The 19,119-nt window shown below is 67.0% G+C and carries 19 protein-coding genes and 2 pseudogenes; 9 read left to right on the forward strand and 12 right to left on the reverse strand.

What is annotated here, in order from left to right; genetic code table 11:
- The first annotated feature begins 57 nt into the window (after positions 1–57).
- Positions 58–1,389 carry a HEAT repeat domain-containing protein gene (locus BZB76_RS06600; RefSeq protein ID WP_121433333.1) on the forward strand — a complete coding sequence of 444 codons (1,332 nt, stop codon included), beginning with the start codon at positions 58–60 and terminating at the stop codon, positions 1,387–1,389.
- A gap of 55 nt (positions 1,390–1,444) precedes the next feature.
- On the opposite strand, the gene BZB76_RS06605 is transcribed toward BZB76_RS06600, so the two are convergent.
- The 3 genes from BZB76_RS06605 to BZB76_RS06615 form a co-directional block, all read right to left on the reverse strand.
- Entirely contained in the window at positions 1,445–2,026 is a 582-nt protein-coding gene (locus tag BZB76_RS06605; protein ID WP_211342852.1) for a hypothetical protein, read from the reverse strand.
- 189 nt (positions 2,027–2,215) lie between these two features.
- On the reverse strand, positions 2,216–2,560 hold the full coding sequence (locus tag BZB76_RS06610; RefSeq protein ID WP_211342853.1) for a hypothetical protein: 345 nt from the start codon (positions 2,558–2,560) through the stop codon (positions 2,216–2,218).
- Between the two features lie 194 nt (positions 2,561–2,754).
- Positions 2,755–3,792 carry an LLM class flavin-dependent oxidoreductase gene (locus tag BZB76_RS06615; protein ID WP_246006782.1) on the reverse strand — a complete coding sequence of 346 codons (1,038 nt, stop codon included), beginning with the start codon at positions 3,790–3,792 and terminating at the stop codon, positions 2,755–2,757.
- Positions 3,793–4,005: 213 nt separating this feature from the next.
- Here BZB76_RS06615 and BZB76_RS06620 point away from each other — a divergent pair, with 213 nt between their 5' ends.
- The 3 genes from BZB76_RS06620 (at position 4,006) to BZB76_RS06630 (ending at position 6,097) form a co-directional block, all read left to right on the forward strand.
- Complete coding sequence (locus BZB76_RS06620; protein WP_246006783.1) at positions 4,006–4,653, forward strand: DsbA family oxidoreductase; 648 nt, start codon at positions 4,006–4,008, stop codon at positions 4,651–4,653.
- Between the two features lie 51 nt (positions 4,654–4,704).
- Complete coding sequence (locus BZB76_RS06625; RefSeq protein ID WP_121433334.1) at positions 4,705–5,568, forward strand: LLM class flavin-dependent oxidoreductase; 864 nt, start codon at positions 4,705–4,707, stop codon at positions 5,566–5,568.
- 172 nt (positions 5,569–5,740) lie between these two features.
- A complete protein-coding gene (locus BZB76_RS06630; RefSeq protein WP_147449353.1) occupies positions 5,741–6,097 on the forward strand; it encodes a hypothetical protein in 357 nt (118 codons plus the stop codon).
- Between the two features lie 259 nt (positions 6,098–6,356).
- Here the strand turns inward: BZB76_RS06630 and BZB76_RS06635 are convergent, their stop codons facing one another.
- Genes BZB76_RS06635 through BZB76_RS06645 form a run of 3 tightly spaced genes read right to left on the reverse strand, consistent with a single transcriptional unit; the run spans position 6,357 to position 8,181 of the window.
- Positions 6,357–6,704: a hypothetical protein gene (locus BZB76_RS06635; RefSeq protein WP_121433336.1), complete on the reverse strand. Its 348-nt coding sequence runs from the start codon at positions 6,702–6,704 to the stop codon at positions 6,357–6,359.
- Between the two features lie 23 nt (positions 6,705–6,727).
- Complete coding sequence (locus tag BZB76_RS06640; protein ID WP_121433337.1) at positions 6,728–7,414, reverse strand: response regulator; 687 nt, start codon at positions 7,412–7,414, stop codon at positions 6,728–6,730.
- Positions 7,411–8,181 (reverse strand): sensor histidine kinase, encoded by a 771-nt coding sequence (locus BZB76_RS06645; RefSeq protein WP_246006784.1) that lies wholly within the window; start codon positions 8,179–8,181, stop codon positions 7,411–7,413. The genes BZB76_RS06640 and BZB76_RS06645 overlap by 4 nt, the downstream gene beginning before the upstream one ends.
- A gap of 166 nt (positions 8,182–8,347) precedes the next feature.
- Between BZB76_RS06645 and BZB76_RS06650 the strand changes: the two genes are divergently transcribed.
- From BZB76_RS06650 to BZB76_RS35735, 3 genes are all read left to right on the forward strand, one after another.
- Entirely contained in the window at positions 8,348–9,691 is a 1,344-nt protein-coding gene (locus BZB76_RS06650; protein ID WP_121433339.1) for an FAD-binding oxidoreductase, read from the forward strand.
- A gap of 1,236 nt (positions 9,692–10,927) precedes the next feature.
- Entirely contained in the window at positions 10,928–11,389 is a 462-nt protein-coding gene (locus BZB76_RS06655; RefSeq protein ID WP_121433340.1) for an RNA polymerase sigma factor, read from the forward strand.
- A complete protein-coding gene (locus BZB76_RS35735; protein WP_246006785.1) occupies positions 11,386–12,135 on the forward strand; it encodes a hypothetical protein in 750 nt (249 codons plus the stop codon). Before BZB76_RS06655 ends, BZB76_RS35735 begins: the two co-directional genes overlap by 4 nt.
- A 35-nt stretch (positions 12,136–12,170) precedes the next feature.
- Here BZB76_RS35735 and BZB76_RS35740 read toward each other — a convergent pair.
- The 4 genes and pseudogenes from BZB76_RS35740 to BZB76_RS06680 all read right to left on the reverse strand — a co-directional run.
- A pseudogene (locus tag BZB76_RS35740) lies at positions 12,171–12,587 on the reverse strand (trifolitoxin immunity protein); the annotation flags it as partial.
- A gap of 303 nt (positions 12,588–12,890) precedes the next feature.
- Entirely contained in the window at positions 12,891–13,625 is a 735-nt protein-coding gene (locus BZB76_RS06670) for a class I SAM-dependent methyltransferase (RefSeq protein WP_121433343.1), read from the reverse strand.
- Positions 13,626–14,043: 418 nt separating this feature from the next.
- A complete protein-coding gene (locus tag BZB76_RS06675; RefSeq protein ID WP_147449354.1) occupies positions 14,044–14,769 on the reverse strand; it encodes a hypothetical protein in 726 nt (241 codons plus the stop codon).
- A gap of 851 nt (positions 14,770–15,620) precedes the next feature.
- Positions 15,621–15,821: a hypothetical protein gene (locus BZB76_RS06680; RefSeq protein ID WP_121433345.1), complete on the reverse strand. Its 201-nt coding sequence runs from the start codon at positions 15,819–15,821 to the stop codon at positions 15,621–15,623.
- Between the two features lie 276 nt (positions 15,822–16,097).
- Between BZB76_RS06680 and BZB76_RS06685 the strand changes: the two genes are divergently transcribed.
- Positions 16,098–16,400, forward strand: coding sequence for a hypothetical protein (locus BZB76_RS06685; protein WP_147449355.1), 303 nt, complete (start codon positions 16,098–16,100; stop codon positions 16,398–16,400).
- A gap of 602 nt (positions 16,401–17,002) precedes the next feature.
- Positions 17,003–17,530, forward strand: a complete 528-nt coding sequence (locus BZB76_RS06690) for a DUF5994 family protein (RefSeq protein WP_147449356.1) — start codon at positions 17,003–17,005, stop codon at positions 17,528–17,530.
- A 16-nt stretch (positions 17,531–17,546) separates the two neighbouring features.
- Here BZB76_RS06690 and BZB76_RS06695 read toward each other — a convergent pair whose 3' ends face one another.
- Together BZB76_RS06695 and BZB76_RS35190 are read right to left on the reverse strand one after the other, a co-directional pair.
- The gene (locus BZB76_RS06695; RefSeq protein ID WP_121433348.1) at positions 17,547–17,864 is read right to left on the reverse strand and encodes a hypothetical protein; all 318 of its coding nucleotides are present in this window, start codon (positions 17,862–17,864) and stop codon (positions 17,547–17,549) included.
- Between the two features lie 1,170 nt (positions 17,865–19,034).
- Positions 19,035–19,119 (reverse strand): annotated as a pseudogene (locus BZB76_RS35190) (IS5/IS1182 family transposase); the annotation flags it as partial.

Here is a 19,119-nt window from a genome sequence, read left to right on the forward strand (position 1 = left end):
CCACGTGACACAGTCGTGTCGTAGAACCGGGGCTTGGACGCGAGGAAGGCGGCTGGTATGGACTGGGAGACATTCGAGGACGACCTGGTGGCAGGAATCGTCGAAAAGGTGACCGAGCACGCCGACACGAGCAAGCGCCTGTACGCGGCCGCGCTGGCTGAGATCTATGCCGAGACCGACCACGTGATCCGGCTGCCCATGCTGGGCGTCGTCTCTTACGACGAGGTGGCCGCGGACGATGCCCTGCTCTGGAGTGTGCCGGACTGGAAGACCCAGTGGTTCGAATGGTTGCCGGAAGAACGTTGGCAACGCTGGGAAAACGAGCTTTCCCAGGAAGCCGGGAGAAGCTCGACCCTGCACTGGAACCGGACATTCGCCAGGTATCTCCTGGTGCTCACTCGGGTGTGCAAGCGAGCCCGGAAACAGTTGCAGGCCGCAGAAATCACCGACGGACAGTTCGCAGTCGTATTGCTGACCGACGATGACGAAGAAGAAGGGCTACTGCGCCGCATCCTGAGCGAGCAGGAGCTGTACAGGCTCTTTCCAAGATATGAACAGGTCAAAGCCTGGCAGGCCGAGATGGACGCCAAGGAACCGGCCGATCGCGCGGTTCACTACGTCCGGCTGCTCAACGAGTGGCACGGGTCGATCGGCCCTGAAGAGGCTGAACTGGGCCTCCGCGAGCTCGGCCCGGCGGCCCACTCCGCCCTGATCGACCTGTTGAGCCACGGCCCCCGCAAATGGGAAGCGGCGAAGCTTCTCGCCGACATCGGCGAGGCGACCGACGAGGTGATCGAAGCACTTACCCACGCGCTGAGACACACCACCGGTCCAGATCGGCAGTGGACCGCTGCCGCCCTGTCACGCCTGAACCGGCTTGACGTGGTCCTCTCCGCCCCAGACCTTCCCACCGAAACGATCGTCACCGCGGTGGCGGCGCCTTATCGCGCGTTCCGAGATCACGCAATCACACCGCAGCCCCTCACCTACGCTCCACTGGAGCGATTTCTGGCCGACCATCCACAGCTCCGCGATGGCATCTCCGAGAAGCTGAGTCCGGGAACGAGCTACTGCACGATTCGAGCCGAAGAAGTCAGCACCGCAATCGACGCGCTGCGCTCGTCCTGGCCGGTCGTCCGCAGACATGCCGTGTGCGTCCTCGGCGAGCGCGCCCTCGGCGCCGCCGTGGGCCGTCAGGTCATTCCGCGCCTCGCCGAAGCCGTCGTCCACGACCCCGACCCCACCACCCGCCGACTGGCGATCTTGTCCCTGAAGTGGTGGAAACATGACGCCCGCCCCTACGCCGACACAGGCCGCAAAGCGCTCCACGACCCAGACCCTGCCGTCCGCGCAACCGCACAGTCCTGGCTGGACGACCTGACCCAGTAGGTCTGTCGAACGACACCAGTGCAACGTACTTGCGGACGCTGCTGATCACGACGCATCAGTCGCTGTCGTCATCGAGTCCGGCGATTGCTCTGAGGTCTGCTTCGGACAAACCCAAGGCGCCGGCGACCTCCCTGACCAGAACTGTGTGCGGGTTCCGGCTTCCCCCGCTGAGCCCGCGGATGGTGGCCTCCGCCCGAAAGGTCAGCCTTGCCACTTGCCTCGGCGAAATTCCACGCACGTCCATGAGTCTGGCGAATATCGTCGCGAACGGATGCGGCTCCAGTTGGCCGGCGGCCGTTTGTGCGGGAGAGAGGACCATGTCGCCGATCTTGGCTTGGAATCGGACCAGTTGGTCGCGGGTGAACCTGACCTTGGCGACGAAGGGCAGACTCTCACCGCTTCCCGAGCTGATGGTGCCTGGAACCGACACCTCGGTGAACCGTGTGGTGGAGAGCTTGTAATCACTCTCGATCTCCATGGGATGGCCGGGCCCAGCGTGGACGACCTTCCAGTCGCGGTTCCACCAGGGAAGGTCCTGTAACAAGCCATTGAAGAACGGAGGCAGGACAGTGAGATCTGCGGGCTCCGGATCGTCCTCGTAGAGGAGGTCAGGCCAGTATGTCAGTGCTGCGATCACATCTGCCGCGATCGTACGGCCGCCCGTCTCCACACCCGCCATGCTCGCACACAAGCAAGAAAAGCCCGGCACTCTCGGACACCTCACCGCCCCGCGAACACGACACCAGGGCCTGCACGAAACGTGACTTGGACTACCTCCCGAATCATCAACGAAGCCGTGACAAGGCGCGACTGTTCGTTCAGCGGCCTAATGACCGGACAACTCGGCGACGACCGGGGCGAGCGTGTCGGCGAAGTCCGCGCCGATGACGAAGCAGGAGAAGCCGATCCCCTCCCGCCGCCGATGGATCTCCTCGACGGCCGCCGCGGGATCGTCCGGCAGCACCGCCGGAGAGTCCGCCGCACGAAGCGCGGCGGGATCGGTGTCGGGGGACGCCATGAACGGCGCGACAGTGTCGCCGATGACCGCCACATGCTGCGCGAGTTCGACGGCCCGGTCGGCGCGGAAGCCGCGTACCGCCCGTGTGATGTCGGCCCGATCGTCCCCCGGCATCACCGCGAAGGCTGCCGTGTCCACGATCTCGGCCGCCACGTCAACCGTCCGGCGAACACCGCCAAACCGGCCTCGCCGAGAATTCGGGATTCCCGGTCGGAAAGCGGTTCGGGCTGCGCGTTGTCCGATACGGCCGTCACCCCACGCAGCCTAAAGGCCGGGCGCGCCACCGATCCATCCGGGACCAACCCCGATGTCGACGCAACGCAGCAATGGCCGGGCTGGTCGCGGCCTCAACGCCAGCCGAGTTCGGGTGCCACGTGAGTCAGGATGTTCTCCAGGACGTGCGCGTTGTAGTCCACGCCGAGCTGGTTGGGAACCGTGAGCAGCAGCGTGTCGGCGGCTTGAATGGCCTCGTCGCCCGCGAGTTGCTTGACCAGTACGTCCGGCTCGGCCGCGTAGGAGCGTCCGAAAATCGCCCTGGTCTTCTCGTCGATCATTCCGATGTGGTCGCCGGAGTCGGTGTTCCGGCCGAAATAGGCGCGATCCAGATCGCTGGTCAGCGCGAAAATGCTGCGACTGACCGACACGCGCGGCTCGCGTTCGTGTCCGGCCTCCTTCCACGCCTGCCGGTAGGCCTCGATCTGCTTGCGCTGCTGGACGTGCAGCGGCTCGCCGGTCTCATCGTCCTTGAGCGTGGAACTCTGCAGGTTCATGCCCAGCTTGGCCGCCCACACGCCGGTGGCATTGGAGCCTGAGCCCCACCAGATGCGCTCGCGCAATCCTGGGGAATGCGGCTCGATGCGCAGCAGTCCAGGCGGATTGGGGAACATCGGCCGCGGATTCGGCTGCGCGAACCCCCTGCCCTGCAGGACCGTGAGCAGGACCTCGGTGTGCTTGCGTGCCATGTCGGCGTCGGTGTCGCCCTCGGACGGCTCGTACCCGAAGTACCGCCACCCGTCGATGACCTGTTCCGGTGACCCCCGGCTGATGCCCAGCTGCAGCCGTCCACCGGAGATCAGGTCGGCCGCCCCGGCGGTCTCGGCGAAGTACATCGGGTTCTCGTACCGCATATCGATCACGCCGGTGCCGATCTCGATGCGCGACGTCTTCGCGCCGATCGCGGACAGCAGCGGGAACGGAGAGGCCAACTGCCTGGCGAAGTGGTGCACCCGGAAGTAGGCGCCGTCGGCACCCAACTCCTCCGCGGCCACGGCGAGATCGATCGACTGCAGCAGCGCGTCCGCCGCCGACCGGGTCTGCGAGCCGCGACCGTCACTCCAGTGACCGAACGAAAGAAAGCCGATCCTCTTCACACTGGCGTCAACCATCCCGCTGCCCCCGAGATTCCAGAACCATCGACCGCCACCCCCACCACGACCAGCGGGAGCCCTCTGCAAGTACCCACCCGGCAGGCCCTGTACGAGGACCGGGCCGCCCACTTCGACGGGCCCTTCAAGAGGCGTTTGACCTCAACCTTGGTTGAGCTTGCACGATGGCGGCCGGGACCCCCACCCCGCAGCCGACCTTGAGGAGTGCGTCCATTGATCCCGCAGGATAGGCCGTCCGCGAAGCTTGAGATCTACGCCGATGTGCTGTGCCCTTGGTGCTACATCGGCAAGAGACGCCTGACCGCCGCGCTAGCCGACCAGACCGGCCACGACATCGTCTGGCGCGGCTACGAACTCGCGCCGGACGAAGGCCGCACCCCCGGTCCGACCGCCGCCGAGGCCATGGCCGGCTGGTGGGGCGAGCAGGCGCCCGCCCGCATCGACCGCATCCGCTCGCTGGGAGCGGCGGAAGGGCTGGAGTTGAACCTGCATCTGGCCCGCCCGGTGAACACCTTCGACGCGCACCGACTGATCAAGCTGGCCGCCCGGCACGGCCAGGCCGACCAGATGATGGAACTCCTGCTGCACGCGTACCACACCGATGGGCTGAACGTGGCCGACACCCAGGTCCTGCAGGACCTTGGCGGTAAGGCCGGGCTGGACGCCGATGAGGTGCGCGCCGTCCTCGAGGGCGACGACCACGCCGACGAGGTTCGCGCCGACCGACGTCGCGCGGCAGAGCATGGTGTCACCGGTGTGCCCAGCCTGGTGATCGGCGGCCGTCCACCGGTTCCCGGCGTCCAACCCGTCGCCGTCCTGCGGCGCCTGCTGCGGCACGAACCCGTCGGCTCGAATTCCTGACCGGCCCCTCCGACCGTCCCCCCTTGTCTTCTAAAAGGACTCGCACCCGCGATGGACATTGGTATCGGGTTGCCCGGTCATGCCCGCTGGAGCGACGGCACCGTCCTGGTGGAATGGGCCCGCCGCGCCGAAGCCCGCGGCTTCTCCACCCTCAGCGTCAGCGACCGTCTGGCCTGGTGGACGCCGGAGCCGTTGCTCACGCTGGCCGCCGCGGCGGGCGCCACCTCACGCATCCGGTTGATGACCAGCGTCCTTCTCGCACCTCTGCGCGCCAACCACGCCCTGTTCGCCAAGACCGTCCACACGCTGGATCAACTGGCCGGGCCCGGCCGTCTGCAACTGGGACTCGCCCCGGGACTCCGGCAGGACGACTTCGAACTGAGCGAGGTCGACTACGGCACCAGAGGCGCACGGTTCGACCGGCTCCTCGACCGGCTCGCGGCGGCCACGACCGACGGTGACCCTGTGGGCCCGCGACCCGCCACACCAGGCGGGCCCGCCCTACTGTTCGGCGGCACCTCCAAGGCGGCCCTGCGCCGCATCGCCTCAAGGGGAACGGGCTGGATCGCCGGCGACGCGACCGTCGAAGGTGTGCAGGACTTCGCCCCTCAATTGCGGCAAGCCTGGGCGGACGCCGGAAGGCCCGGTTCGCCTCGTCTGGTGGCTTCGGTGATGTACGCGCTGGGCCCCGACGCCGAGACCGCGATCTCCGACGCCATCGGCTCCTACTACGCCTTCGCCGGCGACGAATACGCCCGGTACGGCATCTCCATCGCCTACACCCGTCCGGAACAGATCACCGCCGCGATCGCCGCCTTCGACCAGGCCGGCTGCGACGAGCTGATCTTCATGGGCAACGACCCCGACCCCGCGCAGGTGGACCTCCTCGCCGACGCCATCGGCCTCAGCCGTTGAACGAGGCCGAACTCGGCCCCGGTCATGTCACATGCCCGGCGTCCAGAGCTGACGAAGGCCTTGCCGCGGTGGCCTCGGCGACGAGGCGCGGTCGACGCCGGTTCTGGGTCGAGGCGTCCATCGGTTCGCTGGCGAGGGCGAGGTCGCCGAGAGCGTCCCGTTCGACGTGGACATGGAAGCACCTGTAGGCCGCATCCGGCCTTGGAGGCACAGACGGGACGTCGTCCCCGAACGCGGCTCCCGGGACGTTCACCCGATCGTGGAGGGAGACGAGCGGATCTGGTGGAACAAGCTGCCGCAGTTCTCCTCGACCCGGACCGCGCCGCAGGCCGTGCCCGGCGCCAATACCAGCGTCGGTCCCGCATTGGCGAGCTGTGACGGCATCCTCTACATGACCTGGAAAGGGGTCGCCGGCGACGAGCGGATCTGGAGGAGCCGACTGGAGGGCAATTCCTGGCGAGGCCCCCAGGCCATACCAGGAGCCTCGACCAGCTTCCGCCCCGCCATCAGCGCCGCCCGCGTCGACTGACCGGACACCGGAGAACGCGTCCGCGCACCCGCACGGCGCGGGGCCCGCTGGACCGGCGTCTATCAATCGCCCGACCGCAGGCCCGTCGGTCAAGCGCTCACGAGGAACAACAGGACGCGACCTGGATCCCCTACTAGGAACTCGGCCTGGCTCGGGCGCTGGGGCTGCGGCGGCGTGACTCATGCGAGTTGCGGCCCCGGGCAGGCCGCGACGAGAGTTCGTCTCGTCGCGGCCGTGGCAGCGCGGCTGAGCAGAAGGGCTATGGCGTGTCCAGGAGATGGCGATAGGACGGGAGCAGCCCGGCCTTGTGCATGATGGCCGCGCAACCGAAACTTCCGGCGCATGCCTTGCCAGGGTCGGCGGGGTTCAGTTTCGTATTGCCGGCGAACTGTAGATCCCGGGGCTCGCCGCACCCTTCTTCCGGGTTCTGTTCGTCGGCCGGGACCCAGGCTCCGGGATATTCTTTGCGCTCCAGCCAGGTGGGGACGGCGTCGTCCCAGAAGTTCCCCCGGAAGCGCACGTTCCGGACGGGCCGGTCGCCCCATTCCTCGCTGCAGCCGCCGATGGAGGCCGCGTAGCCGTAGACGACGTTGCCGTCAACGGTCATCTCCGAAGGCGGCTTCGGCTGGTTCAGCGAGTACCGCCGATGGGCGGGTTGGGATCGCGCGGGCTCACCAGACCGCTCTGATAAGCGAACACGACGAGCTGGGCGCGGTCACGCGCGCCGAGCTTGGTCATCGCCCTGCTGACGTGGGTCTTGGCCGTGGTGGGGCTGAGCACCATGGTCTCGGCGATCTCGTCGTTGTTCAGTCCGTAGGCGACCAAGGCGACGACTTCACGTTCCCGGTTGGTCAGCGTCTCCATCCCCACCGCGGACAGCACGTCCGGCGGCCGGGCGACGAACTCGCTGATCAGCCGCCGGGTGACCGCGGGGGAGAGCAGCGCGTCCCCGCGCTCGGCCACCCGCAGCGCCTGGATCAGCTCGGCGGGATGGGTGTCCTTGAGCAGGAAGCCGCTCGCGCCGGCCCGCAGCGCGCGGAAGATGTACTCGTCCAGCCCGTAGTTGGTGAGGATGACGACGCGGACGCCGGCCAACCGCTCGTCGGCGACGATCTGCCGGGTCGCCTCGATGCCGTCGAGCACCGGCATCTGGATGTCGACCAGCGCGATGTCCGGACGGTGCTCCACGGCCAGCGCGATCGCCTGCCGCCCGTCGGCGGCCTCGGCGACCACTTCGATGTCGTCCTCCGAGTCGAGCAGCGACCGGATCCCGCTGCGGATCAGCACCTGGTCGTCGGCCAGCAGGACACGGATCATGCCGCCGCCCGGATCGGCAGTTCGGCGCGCACCCGGAAGCCGCCGTCCTCGCGCGGCCCGGCCTGCAGACGGCCGCCGAGCGCGGTGGCCCGTTCGCGCATGCCGATCAGGCCGAGCCCCTGACCCGCCGATGGGACGCTGGTCACGGCACCGTCATTGTCCACCTGGACGATCAGCTCGTCCGTCCCGTACCGCACCTGAACCGTGGTGCTCGCCCCCGCGGCGTGCCGCGAGACATTGGTGAGCGCCTCCTGCACGATGCGGTACGCGGCCTGGTCGATGTCACGCGCCAGCCGGGACGGCGTACCGGTCACCGACACGGTGACCTGCAGCCCGGCCGTGCGCGCCCGTGCCACCAAACTCTCCAACTGGCCGAGCCCGCTGCTCGCGCCGTCCTCGTCGGCTCGCAGCACACTGAGCGTGGCCCGCAGTTCCCTGGCGGCGTCCGCGCTGGCCTCCTGGATCGCCATTAGCGCGGGCGGCACCTCCTCACCGCGCTTGCCCGCCAGATGCACCTCGACACCGGCATGCACCTGAATCACCGAAATGCTGTGCGTGAGCGAATCGTGCAGTTCCCGGGCGATGCGCAACCGCTCCTCCACGGCCCGGCGCCTGGCGGCCTCGTCTTTGGTCCGCTCCGCCTCTTCGGCGCGCTGCTCCACCTCGCGCAGGTGAAGCAGCCACATGCGGGCGGCGACGAGCATGACGCCCGCGGAGATGAGCCATCCGGCCCCGTAGAGCCTCCGCAAGCCGCGATCGGTACGCATTCTCCGAGAATACGGGCCGGTTCCGCGGGCGCGTCCTCCCGCCGGACCCATTGCCACCTACTCCCGGGGTAGTACACGGGCGGACGACTGACTCCCCGCTGAGCAGGAGAAAGACACACCCTGTACCGGACGACCGAGGACCTTCACGGTCGGCAGCATCGTCCCCATGACACAGATATCGAGCAACGAACGTCCCGTAGCGGCGCTGGACAAGGTCGCGGAAGTACTAAGGCCGGGGGACGAGGGTTACGCCGATTCCGCGGCGGCTCTCTTCGCCGAGGGCACGCCCGACCTGGTCGTCCGTCCCCGCGACGCGGCCGGGGTGGCGGCGGCGCTGCGCCATGCGTCCGACACCGGGCTGGCCGTGACGGTGCGATCCGGCGGACACAGCATGGCGGGCCTCAGCACCAACACCGACGGAATGATCATCGACACCCGCCGGATCAACGAGGTGCGCCTGCTGGACCCGGTCTCCGGGCGGGTCCGCGTCGGTGCGGGCGCGACCTGGGGCGCGGTGGCCGCCGCGCTGGACCGGCACGGACTGGGGCTGACCGCGGGAGACACCAAGCAGGTCGGTGTGGGCGGACTGACACTGGGAGGCGGCATCGGCTGGATGGTCCGCCGGCACGGGCTGGCCATCGACAGCCTGGCGGCGGTTCAGCTGGTCACCGCGGACGGCCGACTGATCGGAGCGGACGCCGTCGAGCACGCCGACCTGTTCTGGGCGCTGCGTGGCGGCGGCGGCAACTTCGGCGTCGCGGTCGGCTTCGACTTCATCGCCCGACCGATCAGGTCCGTCCACTTCGGAACGATCAGCTACCAAACCGACGACCTGCCAGAACTCATCGCCGGCTGGCGCGACCTGATGCGGGCCGCCAACGAGAGACTGACCACGACGCTCAGCTTCATGCCGGCGATGCCCGGACATCCCCCGAGCGTCACACTGACATGCTGCTACGCCAGTTCGGACGACGACGAGGCGGAACAGGCGCTGCGCCCGTTCCGAGCACTCACCAAGGTCACATCCGACGACATCGCCGCCATGCCCTACGCCGAAGTGCTTGAGGACGCAGGCCCGCTGCCTCCCGGCCTGCGCATGGAAGTCCGCAACACCTTCTTCGACACACTCAACGACGCACGTATCACCGCCGTCCACGAACTGTTCACCGCCGGCGGAGCGGCACTCTCACTACGCAGCCTGGGCGGCGCGACCGCCCGCGTCAGCCATGACGCGACCGCCTTCGCCCACCGGGACGCCGAAGTCATGGTGGCGGCCGCCTTCCTCATCCCGGACGCCGCGCCCCCCGGTCTCCTGGACGAAGCGATGCGCCGATGGTCGCAGGTAAGCGCCCTGGGCTCAGGCGCTTACGTAGGCTTCCTCGGCTCGGCCGACCCCGCAGACGTCGCGGCGGCCTACCCACCGGACACCTACCGGCGCCTGGCCGCAGTCAAACGCCGCTACGACCCCACCAACGTGTTCCGCCGCACCCACAACGTCCTCCCTGCCTAACCCGGAAGGAGGGCACCGCTGCGGATGCTGGACCGGAGCCATGCTCACCGTTCGGCCAACGGGGCCGCCTTCGGAGCGGCCCCAACGATTTCGCCGTTCGTGGTGCCAGCGTGGGAGTGGGGACAACAGTGAACCGGAATGGTGATCCATGCTGGCGCGACGGTTTCCTACCACTCGGCATCCACCGCTAGGTAGTTGCGGTAACGCCTCCGTCTCCCTCACCGCACTCCGCGAGGAGCCTGCCGGGCATGAAGACGATCAACCGCCTACGACACCAAGCCCGATGCCAGCTCAACTCGGTGCTGCTCGACCCAGGCATTGAGCGGCCTGCACCTCACCAACGACTCCAGCCCCCCGAAGACGGACCATCGCCGACTGCGGCAGCCGCAGCGATGCCACGCCAACGGCGGTCCAGTTGATGAACGAACTCTGCACGTGCGGGAGGTCGTCGATGCACAGTGTCACCAACACGGACACTGACGTTCACGAATCCACCAGGCAGCGAGAACTCAGATACCCAACCATCTTGCCGGGCCTCTACCGCATATTCGCAACAACGTGCCCGTCACCACCCGGCGAGACAAGCGCCGCACCCAACCCACCCTCTTCACCAAGGTCTGCCACCCCGAATCACCATCAACGAACGCCCCGTCCACCACGGAAATGACCCCGTCTACCTCACCCACCACGCCGCCCCCTCGTCATGCTGAGGGGGCTCGGTGACGGGCGGCGGTATCGGTGTCAGGGTGGGTGACCGGTAGGGCTGTGCGGTTGGGCGGTGGTGAGAAGGTCGACGAGGCCGCCGACCGTTCGCACGCCGAGACGGCTCACCGGCAATCAGTGGTTACGATGCGTCTGTTCATCGTGAGGGAATTTCGCGCGATCGAGGGAGCCAGTTGGCGGTGGACGCGGAGGAGGCTACCTGTAGGTGGAGTTCGTACGCGCCTCCGGGTTCCAACCGCGTCAGAGCCGTCCAGGCTCGTAGTCAGCGAACGCGTTAGCACCCCCCCGCCTGCCCTCACCGCCGACCGGGATGCTCGTTCGAGCGCACGGCGAGACGGTGGGACGGACAGATTCGCGCGAACCGCCGCCAGGCTTCCGGAAGTCCAGAGCGTCGCGAAGCCCTCTGGTTCGACTCGTTCAACCGGTCGACTTGTCGATCCCTCTTGATACAGCGGTTGCAGCCCGGTCGATCTCGACTGCAACGTCGGCGCCCGCCGCCACGACACAGAAGGCATGACGGAAACGATAAGAACGGATCCGCCTGACCTCGAACGGGTGTACAGAGAGCAGCGTCCGGACTTGATACGTCTGGGCTTCTTGCTGACCGGGTCGCGTGAGCATGCCGAGGACCTCGTTCAGGCCGCCTTCGCCACGGCGTGTGAGAACTGGGAGCAGATCGACAAGCCGTCCGCGTATCTCAAACGTGCCGTGGTGAACCGGGCCAACGACCTGCACCGGCGGCGATTTCGCGAGCGCGGCCGACGAGTCTCCGAGCCCACGACCCACATCCCCGAAGTCGATGAGACCTGGAGACTCATCAAGCAACTGCCGTCCAGGCAGCGGATCGTCATCGTCCTGCACTTCTACGAAGACATGCAGCTGATCCAGATTGCCGAACTCCTCGCCAGGCCGCCGAGCACCATCCGGTCCGATCTCAAGCGCGCCCTCGATCGACTCAGGAAGGTGATCCAATGAACGAACGAAGCGTCCCCGTAGACCCCGAACTCGACGCCCACCTGCGCAACACGTTGACCGCAGTCGCCATGACGGTCGATACCCTCCCGGTCAGGCCAGAACGTACTTCCCGCCGCCGCCGCCGCCGTCGTCGTCGCGTCGTCCTCGCAGCCGGGCTGACAACGCTTGCCGTACCGACACTCGGTTTCGTTTATCTCCATTCCGGGCCCGGAACCGTCGAACGACTCCCCACCGAGCATGCGATCTTCCACGGAAAGTCCGGGGGAGACGAGTATTGGTTGGTCCCCACATTCCACAAGGATGTCTGCGGGAATCTCTTGCCCGGCGTCGAACTGGTCTCGAAGCGGCGGAACCCGATCGGCGCCGGCTGGGACACCGCTGGGGTCGGCTTCGAAGGCTTTCCGACCAAGGACGGCTGCCATGGCAAGCAGATCGAACCCAAGTCTCCTGACGAGGCTGATTGGTTGGCCACCCGCCTCGGGCGTAGGGATGATCGCACAAGCAACTGGGTCGTCGTCGGTGCTTTCCATCCTCGAGTACGCAGCGTGCGCATCACCACGTCGGCGGGCGGACCGCGCATCGCGTCGACAGTCCCTCGTCCGGACGACCCGAATGGTCCCCGCTATTCCGCGATCACGGCACCCGGAGGCGCCACGTGGGCGAAGCTCACCTTGCTGGACGAACGAGGAATTCCCATTCCCGGCGGTGTACGCGACTTCGACCTGCGTGGACGGCAGAAGAACTGACCGTAAGGAAGGAGACCCCGCCGCCCAGGGGCGGCCAAATCCCAGTCGATGAACGCGACCGGACGCAGCCCCGCACCCGCATCCCGATACACCGTGTTCTTCAGCGACAGGTCATTGTGGTAAATCACCTCTTCACCGCCCGCCAGAGCCGTCTCGGCCGTCAAGTCGTGGAACTCCCGGACCAGTTCGGCGACCCGCGCCAGACTCTCATCACTGCCGACCCCGGAAGGCTGAACCGGCTCCCACGCCACATGCCCCTCAACGAAGCCCAGCACCTCGCGACCTTGCTCGTCCATCCCCAAGAACCGCGGCGCCCCGTCCCACCGGACCCGCTCCAACAGCACAAGGAGCTGATGAACGAACTCCGCACGAGCGGCAGGCCGCCGACGCACCGTGTCACCAACACGAACACTGACGTTCACAAAGCCACCAGGCAGCGAAGACTCAGCCACACCCCCATCCTGCCGCCCACCTTCGTCATGGCTAAGGCTTCGGACGGCTACGGAGCCGGGGACGGGCCAGGCGACCCGTCCCGCCTCGCTGCTGCTTCACGTGACCATCGTCCGGCACCGTGACATCGGATTCACCATGACGATCTACGCTCACACTTCGCTCGACGACAAGAGGACGGCTACGGAAGCTACGGGATGCGCCCGGCCCGAAACCAGGCGCCGTTTCGACCCTTTTGCGGCAACGTCCACGGCAATCGGGGGCGCCCCATCGAACGCCAGGTGACCATAAGACCTGAGGTGTATTCAGGGGATGGTTGGTTTGCGGGCGGTGAGCAGGCGGGTCGGGACCCAGGGACTGCCCCACCACGCGCGCCAACCGAGGCCGCGCACATGGATGTCCTGGGCGTCTAGCCGGGTAAGCACCGCGGCGTACTCGCGGGGGGTCCGCGCCAGGTCGGCGATCAGCAGGCGACCGCCCGGCCGTAGCACCCGGTACGCCTCGGTGATCGCTTGTGCGCGAGCGTCCGAGCCGAAGATGGTGTGCACCGTCAGGCTGGACACCACCAGGTCGAAGCTTGCCTCCGCGTACGGGAGTCTGCGCAGGTCACCCGCTTGTACGTGCACACGGTCGGCGACGCCTTCGGCTTGGGCGTTGCGCAGGGTCGCCGCGGGGGTGTTGCCGGACTGGTCCCGTCCGCGCCAAAGGTCCACGCCGACCGCCCGGCCCCGCGGGAGGTGCCGGGCCGCGGCCAACAGGACGGCGCCGCGTCCGCAGCCGAGGTCCAGCAGCCGTTCGTCGCCACGCAGGTCCAACTCGTCCAGCACGTCCCGCCAGACCAGGAACTTGCCGCGCAGGGTGGTGTGCAGGCTCAAGGCCAGACATCCCGCCAGCAGGGTCCCCGAGACCAACGCGGGCAGCGCGGCGGCCAGATCGGCGGTGACCGCCATCACCAGCCCGGTCACCCAGAACCCCAACACGACTAAGCCCACGAAGCTGAACCCGTAGGGCGCATCCATCCCATACCGCGCGCCAGACATCCCGCCACTTTGCCACGAACCCGGCCGCCCGAGGGCCGACTACGCCGCACAGGCCCCCGCCGACCGGTACCCGACCCCGCGACCTCCCCGACCACGGGCATGAGCTGCTCACCGAGACCGATCGCACGCCGGACGCCACCCCAGACCCGTATTCGGCTCGCTTGCGCCCGCTGCCCCTTCTTCCTGCCTAAACAGGCCAACGCTGGCCGCTTCTGGAAGTCAAGTTCGACGACGACAAACGCGAAGCCCGCGCGACCCGCGACGCACTCGCCGAATGGCCGGCTGAAGCCTCCACCCAGCCGTCCCGCCCTTCTCAGCTAGGAAATACGAGCGCCTTCATCTTGCTCACAACGCTCCGGGACAGCCTTCCCGGACGCGGGTCATGACCAGTTTTGCCCGCATTCGACCTGCCGCCGGTTCACCACAGGTCATGGACCACACTGCTCCAACCGAGGCAGGGAGCCGAAGGCCAGTCCGGCCGCACACCGGAACGGGCCATCTCTCGGCCGTCCTCGAACGCGTCCCGATACATCGGGCGGATCTCTACGGCACGCTCGAGAATCAGCCTTGCCTGCTCCCGCTCTCCCCGACTGATCGCGAACTCGACCAGGTCGGGTGCCACCGTCCTGACCAGGTGTTCAGAGGCGACCTCGGCCAGCCGGGCGGCATCCATCGTGTTGTGGAACCACGGCGAGATGATCTCGTGAATGTGGTCAGTCCACGCCTCTGTCCGGCTGATCCGTCCCTCCGGCTGCGACAACTCCACCGAATACCTCGACGTCAGGTCGAGGAAGCTGCTGGCACACAAGAGGTCTTGAAGCTCCTCCGCCCGCGCGAGGCACAGCTCGGGATGCGCACGCCGCCAGGCACCGAGCGCCGAGTCGAAAACCGCGAGACTTTCCACCCAGACCTCGGTCCAACGACCCGCACGATTCCGATACGACGACGTCAGGATCACCTGCTCCCGACGCCCGCCCACTCGGCGTTCCCACGACTTTCGCGACCGCACCCAGGCGAAGCCCTCGCCGGCCCATCGATCGGCGACCCACAGCCCGACCGCCTGAACCACCTCGCTGGAAAGCCGAGCTCTCACCAGGAGATCACCGACGTCTCTCGGACGGTCGTCGCCATCTGCCTTAACCATTGACATAGCATGCCCGACCCGGCAGAACGCGGAGTCACCTCGAGTCGACCGTGACCCCATATCCGCAATAACGCGCTCTCTCGACGACGCCATCCCCCGAGTGAGGACGTGCCGCAGTGGGTGTTGCGGGCACTCGTCGGAAATGATCTGGCAGCGGAGGAAGTTAATTGGATCCTTTCTGGCGTTGTTTTCAGAGGTTCCCGTGGCGAAATTTGAAAAGCGGATCGCATTCATCGTCCTGGATCTGAAGAGGGGCGTCGGGGGTGCTTCCTATTAAGGAGCGCGGGAGCGGGCTGAACTGACCGAACAGACCTACATGTTGCGGCTGGCAAGCGGTTGGCCCACGTGCAAAGGAAGGGCTGATCCATGGCGGGGCCCCGGCGCTGGGTGCGCCGAGACTTTGTCGTTGAGGGGTGGTGATGGCCTGCCGCTCCGTCAAATGTCCAGGCAGCTGCGATCCGCCAGTCGGTATGTCGCTGGCAGCCTGGGTTTCGGCACTTGATGTCGCGATCTCCCCCTCGGACAGATACCTCGCCACGCGTTCGTCAGCCAGCAGATCACTGGCGCCCAGACCGTCAGTCGAACACCGCCAGGGTCGCAACGACGAAGCTGCCGCGGTTGCGAATCACTGATGAGCGCGATGTCGGCCTCAGTATCACGGAACACGTGAACCAGCCGTCCGCCCCCGCGTACACCGCGATCTCGGCGTCTTAATCGCCTCGGCGCGCGCGACGCCAGTCGCCAGCCCTCGTCCACCGTTGTGACCACCACCTGGAGCGGCATGGTCGTTGGTCTCTGGCGTGACGCAGGGGTGTGGCCCCACAGCGGGCGTCTCTCTGGGACCCTGATCGCTAGCCGCCCTTCGCGCTCTTTCCGCGCTCGCCCAGGAGAAGCACTCCGATCCCGAGGATGCCGGTCGCGATGCCGACGAACGGCTGGTAGTCGTGCGCCCACTTCAGCAGGAACCCGAACTTCGCGTCGTCACTGAACATCCTGGCGATGGCCGAGCCAAAGCCCTGGATCATCATGATCACCCCGATGAATCCCCACATGGGATGAGTGTGTCGGCTTCGGAACGCCGGGCGATACGAGCCAAGGTCTAAAGCCTTCACGACTTTGGTTGTCGCGGAGCCGGCGACCGGCGCCGTCGCGACCCACGACCGGAGGAGCGCTAGCGGCCCAGCCGAATCGCAACGGCGCCTCGACGAGGCTCGAAATCACAAAAGGGAACGTGAGGGTGGAGGCTGAAGGAATGTAGCTGCGCAGAGGTCCTTCGAACGCCGCGTGAGGGCGGTACCTATCCGGGGATAGTTTTCTCTGTTCAAGCGGTGGACACCGTCGACGGTCAACCCGTTATCGATGTTTTCGCTGGTCAGAGGACCTGTCTGGGCCGTGTTGGGATCGAACCGCCGACCTTCCGCTTTCGCGTGAAGGCTCCGGGGCGCCATGCCAAGCTCGCGGTGTCCTCGGACGGAGCCGGGATCGTCGGGCAGGCCGGCGGGGGTGCTGACAGAAACGCTCCGGGTCACTGGGCTCGGCCAGTCGCACGCTGGCGCAGACCGCGGGCGATCCACGATCCGGGCAAGGTGGTCGCGGACCTGGCGATGATGCTGGCGCTGGGCGGTGACTGACTGTCTGACATCGCGATCCCGCGGGCCGAGCGGTTAACAACTCAAGACACTAGTTGTCGGCGACTGGCCCGGGAATATTTGTGTTTCTCGGGGGTGGTGGCCAACTAAGAAGTGGCTGTTCAGGCCGATGCATTGAGGTTCTGGACGTTTTCCCACGGACCGGCGCGCGCGATCTGTAGCTATACCCCACAGTGCGTCTACCTCGTGGTGTTGAGTCTGGGTCCCGGCGAAGATGGCACCGTCTTCGATCCTCGGCTGCAGTTGATGCCAAGACACGGTTTCGACTCCGCCGACCACGTCCCGCTCACCTCATCCCTGGAGATCCGAACCGGCACCCACCAGCGGACGGGCGGCTTGCCCAACCGCGGCCTCCACAGCAGCTTCCGGCTTCGAGGGATCGGTCAACCACACCCCGGCCTCGAGCTCGCGCCGCGGTCTCAGCAACACAAATAGCAATACAAGAAGAACAAATAAAGAGTGAAACTCCGGCAGACAAAGCAAATATTGCCCCATGGGCGTTGCGTCATCGAATTTTATAGCTAGCATGGGTTTTTAGAAGCGAGTCGGTGAAATTCGATTGAAAGAGGGAAGTGGAGCCCTTCATGCGAACAGCCGCTGGACCCGGAGCAGCCGTTGGCCGTCCGCCTCCGTCGGCGCCACGTCTGGCCCTGCAGCAGGCCGCCCCGGTCGACCGCACCGGTCCCGCCCGGGGCGGCCGTGATCGAACACTTCTGGATGGCGGTTGGTGGCCCCTCTCGGCCGACCCGGTCGCCGAACTGCCCGGGCTGCTCCTGGCCCTGAGGGCGCACGGCTCTCCCGAGGACCATCAGCCCATCAAGCACGTCCTGCTGCGGACAGGCGACTGGGACAGCCATCCGCGTCGGTTGCTCGTCCACGGCCCGGATGACACCCGCGAGGTCCGCCTCAGCTGGTTCGACAACCTGCCCCCCGGGCTGCTCACCGCGGTCTACGCCGACGGCCGCCGCATCGATCTGCTCACCGTGCCGGCCTCTACCGACCACACGGTGGCCCAGGCGTCCCTGGAATTGGCCGCCCACCCCAATCACCGGTCGGCCCCCGACCTACTGGCCGCCTTCACCGCGCCAACCGGCCAGCACGTCCCCGACTGAACCCAGAACCGGCCGGCTACGGCGACTCCCACCGCTGCCAGAGCATTTCCAGGCCCAAGGCGATGGCGCACAGTACGCCCACCGATCCCGGGACGGCCACGAACGCCACATGGATCACACTGTGTTGGTCCGGGATGAACAGGTCCACCCATCCCAGGGCCAGCGCCAGAGCGGTCGCGATCCCACCGAGCCGAGAGGCCCATTCGAACAGATGGGCGTGCCACGGCTTCGAGGACGCAGAGGTCCTCGAACGCACATCGATACTGAAAAAGATCAGCAGAACGGCGAGAAAAGAGATCAGGCTGACCATGTCCGACGACGGCATCTGGCGCACACCACGACCCTAGTTCCGACAAGCGTCCCGACCCCTGCAACGGCACGGCAGGCGCCGCTACCGATCGGGAGGCGGCCGATGGTCAGTCAGGATTCGGCCGTTTCGTCGCCCCGGTGAAGCGCGGTCCGCCCGGGCTACTGACCAACCACCTGCAGCCGGGGAGTGCGGCGTGCCGGACGCGGCACGAGGCGGTGACCGCGGTGGACATCCAGGGCTACAGCAACGCTGTAGCTAGCGGCACTGGTACTGACCTGCGACGTCGTACTCCCGTGTGCACGACGTCCGACGGGGGTTGTCCGGAAGTCCCCGCCGATACGGCGGAGGAGGACGCGGCCATCGCTGCGCGGTGGCGCCACAAGTGGACGGTCGACCGCCATACCGCCTGATCTACCGCACGCTGCTGTACCGGGTGGAGCTAACTGCCCTCCCCCCGAGTGTTGGACCATGTCAACGTACTCGTCGGCTGCGCGCGGTGTTTTCGCGCGGTCGAGCTAGGACCGCTGGAGGACTCGGCGAGCACGCTAGGTCCCGCCCGATTCGAGTGCTGCGACTTCCTTCAGATGATCACGTGGGTACGCCAGACCGTTCGGCGATGTCCGCGAGCCGTTCGTTGAAAAGTCTTTTCGGCAGGCTCATAGCGTGTATGACGACGACGCGAGCAGGTCGGCGACATCAGCCCAGGTGTGGACGGCGCCTTTACGGGGGTTGCCCGCGGTGGCGCCCTGGGCGGCTTCGGTGACGCGTCCGGCGGCGGCGTTGATGTGCCGTGTGCGGACGGGATCGTCGGAATGGGTGAGCGGGCAGGCGGCGTCCCAGAAATGGGCTGGAGATGGTGAGCTGGTTCGCCCGCGTGTGCAGGACGGTGGGCGGGACCGATGTGAGCGAGGCGATGGCGACCAGGCCGGTGATGATGACGCCGCGCAGTTCAGTAGGGACGTCTTGCCAGGCAAATCCGCCGGTTCCGTCGCCGAGGGCGTCGCCGACCTCGCCGAGCTCCAGGGAAAGAGGGATCGCCGACCGCTCCGGCGGGCCGCTGGACCTCGTCCCGGCCGCCCTTGGGCTGCGCCAGCTTGAGGTGCCAGACATCGGTACCGCCTGTACGGCGTAGCAGCATGAGCCCGCGACGAGCCAGCCGGCCGCATGTCAAGGGTGTCGTAGTAAGACGTCATCTCATTTGGCGAGTCGGCGGTGACAGATGAGGGTGGCGGCGATGCCGACGAAGGCCAGGAAGTGCTCGGGCTTGCGTTCGTAGCGG

This window comes from Actinomadura pelletieri DSM 43383 (genome assembly GCF_003634705.1).
Taxonomy (GTDB): Bacteria; Actinomycetota; Actinomycetes; order Streptosporangiales; family Streptosporangiaceae; genus Spirillospora; species Spirillospora pelletieri.